This window comes from Acidithiobacillus sp. M4-SHS-6, from assembly GCF_047421495.1.
Lineage (GTDB): Bacteria > Pseudomonadota > Gammaproteobacteria > Acidithiobacillales > Acidithiobacillaceae > Acidithiobacillus.
On sequence record NZ_CP175559.1, the window covers coordinates 1,964,631 to 1,978,274 of the forward strand.

General features: G+C 56.6%; 13 protein-coding genes and 1 riboswitch. Of the genes, 8 read left to right on the forward strand and 5 right to left on the reverse strand.

Annotated features, from left to right (window positions below; translation table 11 throughout):
• Positions 1 to 10: 10 nt before the first annotated feature.
• From ACJU26_RS10290 to ACJU26_RS10300, 3 genes are read right to left on the reverse strand one after another with little or no spacing between them, the layout of a single operon-like run.
• Positions 11 to 487 carry a DUF4149 domain-containing protein gene (locus tag ACJU26_RS10290; RefSeq protein WP_414039564.1) on the reverse strand — a complete coding sequence of 159 codons (477 nt, stop codon included), beginning with the start codon at positions 485 to 487 and terminating at the stop codon, positions 11 to 13.
• Positions 484 to 1,161 carry an alpha/beta hydrolase gene (locus ACJU26_RS10295; protein ID WP_414039565.1) on the reverse strand — a complete coding sequence of 226 codons (678 nt, stop codon included), beginning with the start codon at positions 1,159 to 1,161 and terminating at the stop codon, positions 484 to 486. Before ACJU26_RS10295 ends, ACJU26_RS10290 begins: the two co-directional genes overlap by 4 nt.
• Positions 1,154 to 2,482 (reverse strand): sigma-54 interaction domain-containing protein, encoded by a 1,329-nt coding sequence (locus ACJU26_RS10300; protein WP_414039566.1) that lies wholly within the window; start codon positions 2,480 to 2,482, stop codon positions 1,154 to 1,156. Before ACJU26_RS10300 ends, ACJU26_RS10295 begins: the two co-directional genes overlap by 8 nt.
• Positions 2,483 to 2,737: 255 nt before the next feature.
• Between ACJU26_RS10300 and ACJU26_RS10305 the strand changes: the two genes are divergently transcribed.
• From ACJU26_RS10305 to ACJU26_RS10335, 7 genes are all read left to right on the forward strand, one after another.
• Positions 2,738 to 3,463, forward strand: coding sequence for an MBL fold metallo-hydrolase (locus tag ACJU26_RS10305; RefSeq protein ID WP_414039567.1), 726 nt, complete (start codon positions 2,738 to 2,740; stop codon positions 3,461 to 3,463).
• Positions 3,464 to 3,473: 10 nt separating this feature from the next.
• Positions 3,474 to 5,108: a cytochrome ubiquinol oxidase subunit I gene (locus tag ACJU26_RS10310; protein ID WP_414039568.1), complete on the forward strand. Its 1,635-nt coding sequence runs from the start codon at positions 3,474 to 3,476 to the stop codon at positions 5,106 to 5,108.
• Between the two features lie 59 nt (positions 5,109 to 5,167).
• The gene (gene cydB, locus ACJU26_RS10315; protein ID WP_414039569.1) at positions 5,168 to 6,301 is read left to right on the forward strand and encodes a cytochrome d ubiquinol oxidase subunit II; all 1,134 of its coding nucleotides are present in this window, start codon (positions 5,168 to 5,170) and stop codon (positions 6,299 to 6,301) included.
• Between the two features lie 12 nt (positions 6,302 to 6,313).
• Positions 6,314 to 6,517: a hypothetical protein gene (locus tag ACJU26_RS10320; RefSeq protein ID WP_414039570.1), complete on the forward strand. Its 204-nt coding sequence runs from the start codon at positions 6,314 to 6,316 to the stop codon at positions 6,515 to 6,517.
• 182 nt (positions 6,518 to 6,699) lie between these two features.
• On the forward strand, positions 6,700 to 8,097 hold the full coding sequence (locus ACJU26_RS10325) for a coniferyl aldehyde dehydrogenase (protein ID WP_414041964.1): 1,398 nt from the start codon (positions 6,700 to 6,702) through the stop codon (positions 8,095 to 8,097).
• Positions 8,098 to 8,126: 29 nt separating this feature from the next.
• Complete coding sequence (locus tag ACJU26_RS10330; RefSeq protein WP_414039571.1) at positions 8,127 to 9,383, forward strand: FAD-dependent oxidoreductase; 1,257 nt, start codon at positions 8,127 to 8,129, stop codon at positions 9,381 to 9,383.
• A 29-nt stretch (positions 9,384 to 9,412) separates the two neighbouring features.
• Entirely contained in the window at positions 9,413 to 9,580 is a 168-nt protein-coding gene (locus ACJU26_RS10335; protein ID WP_414039572.1) for a hypothetical protein, read from the forward strand.
• Between the two features lie 21 nt (positions 9,581 to 9,601).
• Here the strand turns inward: ACJU26_RS10335 and thiC are convergent, their stop codons facing one another.
• Positions 9,602 to 11,548, reverse strand: coding sequence for a phosphomethylpyrimidine synthase ThiC (thiC, locus tag ACJU26_RS10340; protein WP_414039573.1), 1,947 nt, complete (start codon positions 11,546 to 11,548; stop codon positions 9,602 to 9,604).
• Positions 11,548 to 11,644: riboswitch (TPP riboswitch) on the reverse strand. (Overlaps the previous gene by 1 nt.)
• Before the next feature lie 135 nt (positions 11,645 to 11,779).
• On the opposite strand from thiC, the gene ACJU26_RS10345 reads away from it, so the two are divergent.
• A complete protein-coding gene (locus ACJU26_RS10345; RefSeq protein ID WP_414039574.1) occupies positions 11,780 to 13,405 on the forward strand; it encodes an ABC-F family ATPase in 1,626 nt (541 codons plus the stop codon).
• On the opposite strand, the gene ACJU26_RS10350 is transcribed toward ACJU26_RS10345, so the two are convergent.
• Positions 13,368 to 13,619: a hypothetical protein gene (locus tag ACJU26_RS10350; protein ID WP_414039575.1), complete on the reverse strand. Its 252-nt coding sequence runs from the start codon at positions 13,617 to 13,619 to the stop codon at positions 13,368 to 13,370. The genes ACJU26_RS10345 and ACJU26_RS10350 overlap by 38 nt on opposite strands.
• Positions 13,620 to 13,644: the final 25 nt, after the last annotated feature.

Below are 13,644 nucleotides of genomic sequence, written 5' to 3' on the forward strand. Positions count from 1 at the left end.
TTAGCGTGCCTTACCAGGGCGTTCCAAACACGCCCCAGATGCCCACCAGGATGACCACAAAAGACAGGCAGAGGTTGGTATTAGCCAACATTCTGACCTGTCCCAGCGCCTTGGCGCCGGCCTGCCAGTCCTGATCACGCACCGCCCGACGCAAGCGCTTGAGCGGTGCAAAATAACTATGCAAAACAATCATCACCATGATGGTACCCAGAACGACCATGATCCATTCCGGAATGGACAGGGCGGCAAAACCTCCATAGTAGACAAACACCATGCTGTAACCCGTCAACAGCAACAACACGGATGCGAGCAGCATCCAGAAAAAGAAACGGCGCAATAACCCGTGCATCAGGGCAATACGCGTGCTGTTCTGGGTGATTTCCTTTTTCAGGGTAGGAGCCAACACCATCGTCACAAAAAACAGACCGCCAATCCAGACGATTACCGCGAGAATATGTACAAACTGTTCAATCCAGAGGGTATTCATGATAGTGCCCTGTTTCCTTGCATGATGATGCTGTCCACAAACTGCCGCGCGTCCCCGAGTTCTTCGGCACAAATACTATGGTCCATAGGGTAGGCGTGGGTGCTGAGTACACACCCTAGGGATTCCAGAATTTCCCGGGCAGTTTCCATATAAGCCAAGGGGAGAACCGGGTCGGAACGGCCATGACCCCAAAATATCGGGATATTCCGTATCGCCTTGGGAAGATCCTGGCGCAACGGCAAATACGCACTCATTGCCAGTACCGCTGCCAGGGGATAGCCCTGATGTAAAGCCAGATAGAGAGACATCGCCCCACCCTGGGAAAATCCCCCGAGGATCAGGGGGTGATGGTCGGCTCTTTGCCTTTCCTGATCCAGCAGCAGGGCCAAGCGCTGTCCCATTCCTTGCATGCCTGCCGCATCTTCTCCGGAATCCCGACTCAGTCCATAAATATCATACCAGGCGCGCATTTTACGCCCGGCATTGAGGGTGACCGCTTTTTCAGGCGCATCCGGAAACACCCATCGGAAATGCTTTTCGGGATCCATATAATCCGCGAGGGGAGCCAGATCCTCCTTGGAGGCACCCAGGCCATGCAGCAACAAGATGCAGGGTGCCGTTTCCTCATGGGCGGGACGAACCCACAGGCCTTCCGGCCAGATCCTCTCATTCAAGGGACCGCCCCTCCTTCAGTGCATCGAGTTTGCGATACAGGGTCCGCTCACTGACCCCCAGCCGCGCGGCCAAGCTGCGACGGTCACCCGGAAAAGTACCGCGTGCCCATCGTAAATACTGCGCCTCAAGCTCTGACAAAGTCACAAGGGCATCTACCCCAGGTAGTTTCTGCACATCCGTTTTTGCTGAAGGGATGGGCTGTTGCAAAGCCAGAGGCAAATGCTGGGGAAGAATCCATTGCTCATCGGCCAGCAGCGCTGCTCTTTCGAGAATATTGCGCAATTCCCGGATGTTCCCCGGAAAAGCATACTGCTCCAGCAACTGTAAAGTTTCCGGGTGCAATTGCAAGCCTTTGGCTGCAGGAATCCGTTGGAGAATGGCTTCGGCCAACAGGGGAATATCATCCAGGCGTTCGCGCAAGGCCGGCAAGGTGATGGGAAAGGTGTTGATCCGGTAGTAAAGATCCTGACGAAAGCGTTCTTCGGCCACCATTTTTTCGAGGTTCCGATGGGTGGCGGAAATCAGCCGGAATTGGGAACGGAGAGGTTCTATCCCACCTACCCGGCGAAACGTACCAGTTTCCAGCAGGCGAAGCAGCTTCACCTGCAAATTCAGGGGAATATCGCCTACCTCATCGAGAAACAGACTGCCTCCATTGGCCGCTTCCACCAAGCCGACTTTCCGGGAGTGGGCGCCAGTAAAAGCCCCCTTTTCATGACCAAACAGCTCACTTTCGAAGAGCGTTTCCGGCAAGCCGGAACAGTCTACGGTAATGAAGGGACCCCGATACTGCGTGCTGGCCTGATGGACAGCCGCTGCTGCGAGTTCTTTGCCGGTACCGGATTCCCCCAGCAGGAGGACGGCCGCTTCGCCGGGAGCCACCCGCCTGATCAGACGCACCACTTCCCGCCATGCCACCGATTGTCCAATCATGGCGGGAGCCGCCCGGGCTTCATCGCTCGAAAGCACATGGAGCAATTCCAGAAAATACACGACTTCCGCCCGCTCATTGCGAATGGGATATAAATCGATTTGTATATTTCCGGCAGTATGAATTTGCACCCCATACTGATTCTCCCCGGTTTGCTGACAGGTTTCCAGAGGACAATGGTTGCCACTCGGCTGACAGGAAAAGCCAGCCTCGGCCATGATCTCCGCGCAACGCCGTCCCTGCAAGGGTTTTCCTTCCCCAAAAGTCCGCCGATAGGCCTGATTCGCCGCCAGAACCGTGTAATCACAACATAAAAGGACTGCGGGACTACTGAAACAATCCAGTAATGAGGTCATTTCTGGCCTTAATTGCTTGAGTAAATCAGTCATGAATTCTCCACAATCTTGTGTATGCTCTGATAATTGTAGCAGTCGCTGTCAGATCGTCCATGTCAATTTTGACAGTTTGCCGAGACATGGCATGGAGATCATCTCTGCAGCAAAAGGCATCATCCCTTATAAACTCTCATAACAAATTGATCCACAAATATTTTATGTCGGTGAAGTTTTTTGTATATATGGGTCTGAAAATGGCACATGATTTGCTTATAGTCTCCTATCAGTACCTGATAAGGATGGGGATCCATGATTTTCAGACAACTATGCCATGCGCGCAAAGGCACGCTCAGTTATCTGCTGGGAGATCCTGTCACCCGGGAAGCCGTCATCATTGATCCGGTACCGGAACTCCAGGAAAGTCTGGCCCGGTTCATCCATGAACGGGGGTTGATCCTGACCTATATCCTGCAGACACATTACGAAGTGGAGCAGTTCGCTGCCGGTGAACAGTTAAAATCCGGCACGGATGCCCGCATGGTTGCCCATGAAAGCTCTCTGTATGCAGCCATTGATTTGCGCCTGCGGCACAAGGATATCCTGTATTTTGGGGAAGAAAGCCTGCAGGTACTGCATACACCGGGGCAAAGCCCCTGTGCGGTGACCTATTTCTGGGAAGACCGCTTGTTCACCGGCAAGACGCTGTTGGTCAACAGCACCCTGCCCTGCCCCAACACCGATGCCGCACGTATCCTCTATCAAAGTATCACTCAGCGTTTGATGACGTTTCCGGGGGAAACCCTGGTGTATCCCGGCCTGGAAAACAAGGGACGACGCCTGACCAGCGTTGAAGAAATCCGCCGCAAAGACCACTGGTTCCATAACCAACGCGGGCATCGGGAAATGTTTGGAAAATACTCCCGACTGTTCAGCAAAAACAGTAATAAAACCAGTCAAGTAGTAAAAAAACCCGGGGCACCGGATGAAGAGGTGTACCGTTACACTCCGGATCGTAAGGCTCCGGTTTCTCTGTAGGAGGATGTTCATGGATATGTTAATCAATCCCACGGTGGTTGAGCTTTCGCGCCTGCAATTCGCGCTGACCGCTCTCTACCACTTCTTGTTTGTACCACTCACCTTGGGTATGACCTTTATTCTGGCCACCATGGAAACGGTGTATGTCATCACCGGCAAACAGATATATAAAGAAATGACCCAGTTCTGGGGCAAGCTCTTCGGCATCAACTTTGCCCTGGGTGTCGCCACCGGTCTGACCATGGAGTTTGAATTCGGGACCAACTGGTCCATGTATTCCCACTTCGTGGGCGACATTTTCGGCACCCCGCTGGCTATCGAAGGGCTGATGGCCTTCTTCATGGAATCCACCTTCGTCGGTGTCATGTTCTTCGGCTGGGACCGCATCAGCCGCAAGGCGCACCTCGTGGTCACCTATCTGGTGGCCCTGGGTTCCAATCTATCTGCACTGTGGATTCTCATTGCCAATGGTTTCATGCAGTACCCGCGGGGCGGCACCTTTGATCCCAATACCATGCGGATGCAATTTACCAGCTTTATTTCACTGATCTTCAACCCCGATGCCCAAGCCAAGTTCGTTCATACCTCCATCGCGGGTTTTGTGACCGGCTCCATGTTTGTCATGGGCGTCAGCGCCTATTACCTGCTCACCAACAAGCGGAAAGATATGGCGTTGCGTTCCTTCCGGATTGCCACCGTCTTCGGCGTGATTTCCACCATCGGTGTGATTACCCTAGGGGATGCCCTGGGCTACATGGATGCCCGCGTGCAACCCACCAAGCTGGCGGCCATGGAGGCCATCTGGAATACCAACCCGCACCCCGTTTCCGCCTCCTGGAACCTCATCGCCTTTCCCAGCCGCAGCGAAGGCCGCAATCTCTTCGAGATCTCCATTCCCTATGTCTTGACGCCGTTGCTGACCCACTCGGAAGACACCATCATTCCTGGCATCAACCAGTTGGAGCAAGAGGCCAAGCCAAAGATAAAGAGTGGCATCCAGGCCATGATCGCCCTGCAGGAATACAATCATGATCACAGCAACGCTCAGGCACTGGCCACCTTCAAGCAGCATGAACAGGACATGGGCTACGGCTTCCTGGCCATGCAGTACGCCCCTGACCAGAACCTCAAGAAGATCGATGCCAGCAACCTGCCCAGTGTTCTGGACAAGACCGCGAAGGATACCATCCCCAATGTCTGGGTGGAATTCTGGGCCTTCCGTCTGATGGTGGCCGCCGGCTTCTTCATGCTGGTGCTGTTCGCCTTTGCTGCCTACTACAGCCTCAAGAACGAGATCGAGAAGCACCCGGCCTTGCTGAAACTGGCGATGTGGAGTATTCCCTTGCCTTGGATAGCTTGTGAATTCGGTTGGGTCACTGCCGAAAACGGCCGCCAGCCCTGGACCGTCTTCGGCTGGCTGCCTACCTTCGTCTCCGCCTCCACCCATACGGTGGGCTACATGGTGTTCTCGCTTATCGGGTTCATCCTGCTGTACACCTCCTTCATCGCGGCGGAGCTCTACCTGATGTTCAAATACGCCCGTCTGGGTCCGCAGGTTGATCAACATGGTCACGGTTCTGCACCTGCGGGTGGCGGCCTGGCAGGTCAGCCAGCCTTCGCCAAACCCAGCATGGACCGCAAGTAACGCCTGCGTGAAGAATCAAGGGGGGTTGATTTACCCCCCGACTGAATGGAGAGCACAAGATGGATGCTTACGTATACTTAAAGATATTCTGGTTCCTGGTTCTGGGAATCCTGTTGATGGGCCTCGCTATCATGGTCGGTATGGATATGGGCGTTGGCACTCTGATGCGCTTTGTCGGCAAAACCGACGGCGAACGCCGCGAGGCGCTGAACATCGTTGGCCCGCACTGGGACGGTAACCAGGTGTGGTTCATTCTTGGCGGCGGCGCGATTTTCGCAGCCTTTCCAAGCCTCTATGCGACGTCTTTTTCGGTCTTCTACATCGTCATGATCCTCCTGCTGTTCAGCATGATCATGCGCCCTGTCGCCTTTGAGTACCGTTCCAAGGTACCCAGTCATCGCTGGCGCGATTCCTGGGACTGGGTCTTCCTCATTTCCGGTGCCCTGCCCATGATTGTTTACGGGGCTGCCATGGGGAATATTCTGGAGGGAGTCGGCTTTCACTTCGGCTGGGACGGCCAGTATTACCAGACCGAATCTTTCATCTGGTATCTGCTGAATCCTTTTGCGATTCTCTGCGGTCTGCTATCGCTGAGCCTGGCCATCTATCAAGGCGGCGCCATGCTCATGATACGCGGTAGCGGTGCGCTGTATGACCGGGCACGGAATTACGCCAGCATCAGCGCCATTGTGGCGGTGGTGCTCTTCATTATCGGTGGATTCATAGTGTCCGGCATGAAGGGTTTCCAACTGGTCAGCGGTGATCCGGGCATGCCCGCGAATCCCGTCAGCGGCCAGACCGTCACTCTTGCGAACGGGGCGTGGATGGCCAACTATTCCGCCCACCCCATTCTCTGGCTGGTGCCCTTGCTGGGTTTGGCTGGCATGGTCCTGGGGGCGCTCGCACTGCGCGCCAAAAAGCCCATTCTCGGCTGGTGGATGGGTGCAGTGGCATGGATCGGCGTGATCGGTGCGGTGGGCACTTCCATGTTCCCCTTCCTGATGCCTTCCACGGACAATCCGGATCAGAGTCTCACGGTCTGGAACGGCACGGGCAGCGAGTACAATCTGGTCTGGATGACCATCTTTGGCCTGATCTTTTTGCCTATCATCATCGCTTACACCACTTGGTGTTTCCGGGTGATGCGCGGCAAGGTGGCGGCACCCGACACGCAAGATGACCATGCTTATTAAGAGGAGACGAACATGAAAAAGTTGCTCACATTTATTGGAATGGCGGCGATCATGGTATTGTCCCTTTTCCTGGCGGTGATTACCGGTGACTACGGCCCCTGGTACTTTGCCTGGCTGGTAGGGACCACCATGATCGTTCTTATCGCTGCTGCAGGTGCTATCATGTTCGACAGACAGGATGAAGAACAGCAGCGAAAGCAGGATCCAACGCATTAGGAAACAAGGAGTTATCTATGCATTATGTCGATCTGGAAGATATCATCTTTTTCATACCTTTCATTTACCTTAGCCTGGCAGGCCTTGCTTACCTGTACACCCGAAAACGATTCCGCTAAAAGCGGAGCCGCCACAGGGGCCTTCGGGCCCCTTTTTATTCATAAGGAATTCCATTGCGTACTGTGGACGAATTGTTGGCGGCGCAAAAATCGGCGCTTCGGGAAAATGGCGCCCTCGACTACCGGCAACGTAGGACGCTGTTGTGGGCCCTTGCGCGGATGCTGCGGCAACACGGTACGGAATTAACCGAAGCCATCGCCCGGGATTTCGGCAGACGCCACCCCCGCGAGACGGAAATCTATGAAATCTATCCCCTGCAGGCGGAGATCACCTACGTGCTCAGGCATCTGCGGAGTTGGATGCGTCCGCGCGCGGTGCATACCCGCTGGCCCTTCCTGCCGGCCCGCAGTCTGATCATTCCGCAACCCGTGGGGGTGGTCGGCGTTATCGGCGCCTGGAATTATCCCTTGCTCCTGACCCTGCTGCCCTTGGTCTCGGCCATCGCCGCCGGCAATCGGGCGATGATCAAAGGGCCGCGCCTGGTGCCTCGGACCATGGCGTTATTGGCACAATGCCTGCGCGAAGTGGCATCGGAGGATACCATCGCGCTGGTCCAGGGATCACCCCGTGTGGATCAGGCGTTTTCCGGGCTGCCTTTCGATCATCTGATTTTTTCGGGGGCCACCCGTACCGGGCGGGTGATCGCCCGTGCCGCCGCGCGGAATCTGGTGCCCGTGACCCTGTCCATGAGCGGCAAGAGTCCGGCCATCATCCAGCGTGATTACCCCCTGGCCACGGCGGCCCGGTCCATCATGGCAGGCAAGCTCGTGAATGCCGGGCAAACCTGTATCGCCCCCGATTATTGCCTGGTGGCGGCGGATCGGCGCGACGATTTCATCGCGCTGGCGAAGTCGGCCGCTATATCGCTCTATCCCAATTGGGCAGACAACCCGGACTATACCAGCATCCCCAATGGGCTGCTCTGGGAGCGACTGGATGGCCTGCTGCAGGATGCCCAGGGAAAGGGAGCCTCACTCTGGCAGCCCTCGCCGGCACCCGCATCGATTGATGGCGCGCAGCGGCCCTTCCCGCCCACCCTCCTCTGGAATGCGCGGCCCGACATGAAAATCATGAAAGAAGAAACCTTCGGGCCGATCCTGGTGGTTCTGACCTACGATGACATCCAGGAGGCACTGGCCTACGTACGCGATCACCCCGCGCCCCTGGCGCTGTATTATTTCGACCGGGATCAGCGGCGCGCCCTGCGGCACTGTGAGGGGATTGCCGCGGGAGGCGTCACCATCAACGACACCATTTTCCATGTGGCGCAACCAGGGATTCCTTTCGGCGGTATCGGCCTGAGCGGCATGGGCCAATATCGCGGTATTTATGGGTTTCAACGCCTCTCGCACTACCAAGGCGTCTTCCGGCAGAATCATCTGAGCGCCTGCGAATGGGTGCGCCCCCCTTACGGACGCTGGACGCGGTGGCTCATGGCCTGGCTGTCACGTTGGGGATAAGGCTTCATTTTCGGAGGATACACAGCAAAATGCCCACATCCGATGTGATCATTGCCGGTTCCGGACCTGCCGGCGCCATGCTGGCCAGAGACCTCTCGCGCGCGGGAGCGCGCGTGCGGATTCTGGAACGGGGCGGGGAAACTTCGGGGCCGGGGCCGGCATCAGCGCCGAATTTATGGAAGCTCTGGCGGCGCAAGGAGGCATTATATGTGGCGCCGGGGGTGGCCCTGCTCCGCGGCATGCGGGTTGGAGGGGGTTCCACGGTTTTCTACCACACGGCCATATCGCCTCCCCTGGAGATGTTTTCCCGCCATGGGGTGGAAATGGCGCCGGATCTGGCGGCTGTTCTGGCGGAACTACCGCACCAACCCCTGGAGGCGTCGCTGCTGGGTCCCGCCGCGCAACGCATCACCGCCGCCGCACGCGCTTTGGGGCTGCCCTGGCAGGCGTTGCCGAAAATGATTGATCAGGAACTCTGCCGGGACGGGGGCTGCCCACCCGCAGCCTTCTGGTCCGCGACCTCGCTGCTGGCGCAGGCAATGCAACTGGGCGCCACACTGGAAACCGGCATTCAGGTGAACAGGGTGCTTTTTCAGAACGGGCGTGCGGTGGGGGTGGAGGGCATCCAGAACGGGCAGCTACGCCGGTTCATGGGGGGGACGGTCATTCTGGCGGCGGGTGGTGTGGCAAGCCCCGTGATTTTGCAGCGCAGCGGGATCAGCGAGGCGGGGCGGGGATTTTTTTGCGATCCCTTGCGCATTGGCGTGGCGCTCCAGCGGGAAGACGGGCACCCGGAGGTTGAACTCCCCATGGCGGCGGGATTCGTGGATCGGGAAGCCGGTTACATGCTGACGGACATGACCGTTCCGCCCAATTTTTATCGTGCTTTCGCGTGGACGGCCGGTAGGGTCGACATGCTTGCCCATTATCGGCGCAGCATGATGATCATGGTGAAAATCCGCGACGAAATCAGCGGTGAAATCAACACCAACGGGCGCGTCTGGCGGCACTTTTCCGCAGCCGAAAAAACCCGCATGCGCAACGGCATGGGACTGGCCGCCGACATCCTCCGCGCGGCGGGCGGGCGGCGCATATTCTTCTCGCCCTGGCTGGCCGCGCACCCCGGTGGCAGCGTGCGTCTCGGCCACATCCTGGATGAGCGGCTATCCTGCAGCCCCAATCTCCATGTCTGCGATGCGTCGGTGATTCCCGAACCCTGGGGCTTGCCCCCGACGCTGACGGTGTTATCCCTGGCGAAGCATTTGGGTCGCATTTTACTGGGGTGAATGAATGAGCATACTTACGGTATTCTGGTTTGGCGGAATTTTTTCTGCTCGATATTTTTATCGTGCCGTTCCTGCGCATGGGGCGGGCCGCTGCCGACTGGCCTTTGGCCGCCTGGCAGATCAGGCTGATTTCCGATATCCATCTGGCGCTGGCCATCCCCGCCAGGATGGCGGGGATATGGAGAATATTTGGCTGACAAGCCTTGATCCCGACGCCGTTATCTGAGGTAGATATTCTTCCCCAGCCGCTTGAAATCCTCTGCCTTTTCCTGCAGCCCTTCCAGTCGGGCCGTCTCGATGTCTTCACCCTTGGATTGCGCGTATTCCTGCAAATCCTGGGAGATTTTCATGGAACAGAAATGGGGACCGCACATGGAGCAGAAATGGGCGGCTTTCGCACCTTCCTGGGGCAAGGTCTCGTCGTGATATTCCCGCGCCTTTTCCGGATCCAGTCCGAGGTGAAACTGGTCTTCCCAGCGAAATTCAAAACGCGCCTTGGACAGGGCATTATCCCGTACCTGCGCGCCGGGATGCCCCTTGGCCAGGTCGGCGGCATGGGCGGCAATCTTGTAGGTGATGGCCCCTTCCCGCACGTCATTTTTGTCCGGCAGGCCGAGATGCTCCTTGGGCGTGACGTAGCAGAGCATGGCGGTGCCGTACCAGCCGATCTGCGCGGCGCCGATGGCGCTGGTGATATGGTCGTAGCCGGGGGCGATGTCCGTGGTCAGCGGTCCCAGGGTGTAGAACGGGGCCTCGAAACAGTGCTGTAGCTCTTCGTCCATATTGGCCTTGATGAGTTGCATGGGCACGTGGCCAGGGCCTTCGATCATGACCTGCACATCGTGCTTCCAGGCAAGCTTGGTGAGTTCACCCAAGGTATGCAGCTCGGCAAACTGCGCCTCGTCATTGGCATCGGCCAGCGAGCCGGGACGCAGACCATCGCCGAGGGAGAAGCTCACGTCGTAGGTCTTCATGATCTCGCAGATGTCTTCAAAATGGGTGTAGAGGAAGCTTTCCCGATGGTGGGCGAGGCACCATTTGGCCATGATGGAACCACCACGCGACACGATGCCGGTAAGACGATTCGCCGTCAGCGGGATATGACGCAACAGCACGCCAGCATGGATGGTAAAATAATCGACACCCTGCTCCGCCTGTTCAATGAGCGTATCCCGGAACAAGTCCCAGGTGAGGTCCTCGGCCTTACCATCGACCTTCTCCAGGGCCTGATAAATCGGCACGGTACCGATGGGTACCGGACTATTACGGATAATCCATTCGCGGGTTTCGTGAATGTGCCTGCCGGTGGATAAATCCATGACCGTATCGGCGCCCCAGCGAATCGCCCAGACCATTTTTTCCACTTCCTCGGCAATGGACGAGGTGACCGCGGAGTTGCCGATATTGGCGTTGATCTTCACCAGGAAATTGCGGCCGATAATCATCGGCTCCAGTTCCGGGTGGTTGATATTGGCGGGGATGATGGCGCGGCCCCGAGCGATTTCGTCGCGCACAAATTCCGGGGTAATGGTGTCGGGGATCTGCGCGCCGAAGGACTCGCCGCGATGGGCACGGAACAGCGCCGGATGGCTGGCCCGCAAACGATCCAGACCCTGGTTTTCGCGGATGGCGACGAACTCCATTTCGGGGGTGATGATACCGCGCCGCGCATAGTGCATCTGGGAGACATTGCCGCCGTTGGCCGCCCGGCGAATTTCACGGCGATGATGAAAACGCAGATCCGCCGTGTGGACATCCGCCAGACGGGCGCGACCATAGGCGGAACTGGGCTCGGGGCGATGTTCCAGTGGGGTATCCATCGCCGTCCACTGCCAGCGGGTGGCGGAGAGTCCGGCATGAATATCAATGGGCGTTTCGGGATCCGTGTAGGGACCGCTACCGTCATAGACGGGAATGGCAGGATTATGCTCGACATTGCCGTCGCGGTTACGGGAGTCGCTCTGCAGGATTTCACGCAAAGGGATGCGCAGTTCTGGATATAATTCGCCGTTGAGATAAACTTTGCGGGAACCTGGTATTGGGCCCAGGGTGACTGAGGCTCCCTGCAGGGTATTGCTCAGATCCGTAGGACGTGTCGCCATTGCGTTTTCCTCCATGTTCCATTGTCTGACATGAAACGTGATCCGGACCGAAAACGCGGGCATACCGCCTTGCTGCGCTTCCCTACGCCGGCATGACCCGGATCAGGTTCCAAGGGTTCCTCTCAGCCTGCCCCCTGGCAGGCGCCCCCAGCGTTGATACAAGCTTGCAAACTAAGGGATAGTGCTGATGGCTGTCAAGCTGATCCTGACCTTTGGAGAATACAAAGCTAAGGGCACAGGTTCCAGATCAGTGCTATCATCCCGCCCGTTCATTATCGTTTTGTGGAGTTTGCCGTGCTCAGCACCCATCAACTGACCATGCAGTTTGGTTCCAAGCCTTTGTTTGAAAATGTGACCGTGGATTTCGGCGACGGCAATCGCTATGGCCTGATAGGAGCCAACGGCAGTGGCAAAACCACCCTCATGAAAATTCTCGGCGGCGACCTCGAGCCCAGCTCCGGCAATGTCAGCCTGGGCAGTGGCGAGCGCCTGGGCAAGCTGCGTCAGGATCAGTTTGCTTTCGAGAATCATAGCGTACTGGATACGGTGATGATGGGGCACGCGGAATTCTGGAAGGTCAAACTGGAACGCGATCGCCTGTATTCCCTGACCGCAATGAATGAAGAAGACGGCATGGCGGTAGCCCATATCGAAAGCGATTTTGCTGAACTGGGCGGTTATTCGGCGGAAGCGCGAGCCGGAGAACTGCTGACCGGTGTGGGTTTTCCTCTGGAACAGCACAACGGCTTGATGTCGGCCGTGGCCCCGGGCTGGAAATTGCGGGTGCTGTTGGCCCAGGCTTTGTTTGCGGATCCCGATATCCTGCTGCTGGATGAGCCCACCAACAACCTGGACATTCACACTATCCAATGGCTGGAAGAATTACTGGCGACCCTCCCCAGCACTATCATCATCATATCCCACGATCGGCATTTTCTGAATAGTGTCTGCACCCACATGGCCGACCTGGATTATGGTGAATTGCGGATATACCCCGGTAATTATGATGAGTACATGCGGGCATCTACCCTCGTCAAAGAACAATTACTGGCTGATAACGACAAGAAGAAAGAAAAAATGGCCGAACTGCAAAGCTTTGTCAGTCGTTTTTCGGCCAATGCTTCCAAGGCCAAACAGGCCACTTCCCGCGCTCGCCAATTGGAAAAAATCCAGTTGGAAGAAATCAAGCCTTCCAGTCGGCAAAATCCCTATCTGGTTTTCCAGCAGGAGCGCAAGCTCTATCGCTACGCCCTGGATGCCAAGGATTTATCCAAATCTTTCGGAGAATTGCGCCTTTTCCATAAATTGCGCCTGCACATTGAAGCTGGAGAACGCATCGCCATCATTGGTGCCAATGGCCTGGGAAAAACCACGTTGTTGCGGTGCCTCGTGGATGAAATAAAAGCTGATGCCGGGATCATTAAATGGGCGGAGAATGTCAAAATCGGTTATTTTGCCCAGGATTACGCTTCGGAATTCACGCAAGACATGACGCTCTTCGACTGGATGTGTCAATGGCGGAGTGAAAAGGACGACGATCAGGTGATTCGCGGCGTACTGGGCCGCCTGCTTTTTGGTCAAGATCAGGTTAACCGCTCGGTCAAGGTGCTATCAGGAGGGGAAAAAGGCCGGATGCTCTTTGGCAAGCTCACCCTGCAAAAACCCAATGTGCTGATTCTGGATGAACCGACCAACCATCTGGATATGGAATCCATCGAATCACTGAACAATGCCCTGGAAAAATTTGATGGAACCCTGATTTTTGTCAGTCATGATCGGGAATTTGTCTCCTCGCTGGCTACCCGCATCATCGAATTTACGTCCCATGGCATTGAAGATTTCAAGGGCAGTTATGAGGATTATCTACGCAGCCAGATCAGCGTTACTGACGCCGGGAAAAAGAGCGCCAAAAGCCGATAATCAGCAGAAAAATGCCCAGCACAAAAATGCCGCCAATCCATTTCCAGCGCACCATGTTCAGGATATTGGCGAAGTGCAGCAGGCTCTGGGCCTCGGCATCCACGCCATGGTGTACCGCCAGCACCGCGACGGCGTTGGTTTTGAACACCACGCCCAGATAACGAACGACCATCAGAAGCAGATCGAAAATAATCAATCCGATTCCTGCATACATCCATCCCGTTCGGGAAAAACGTGGT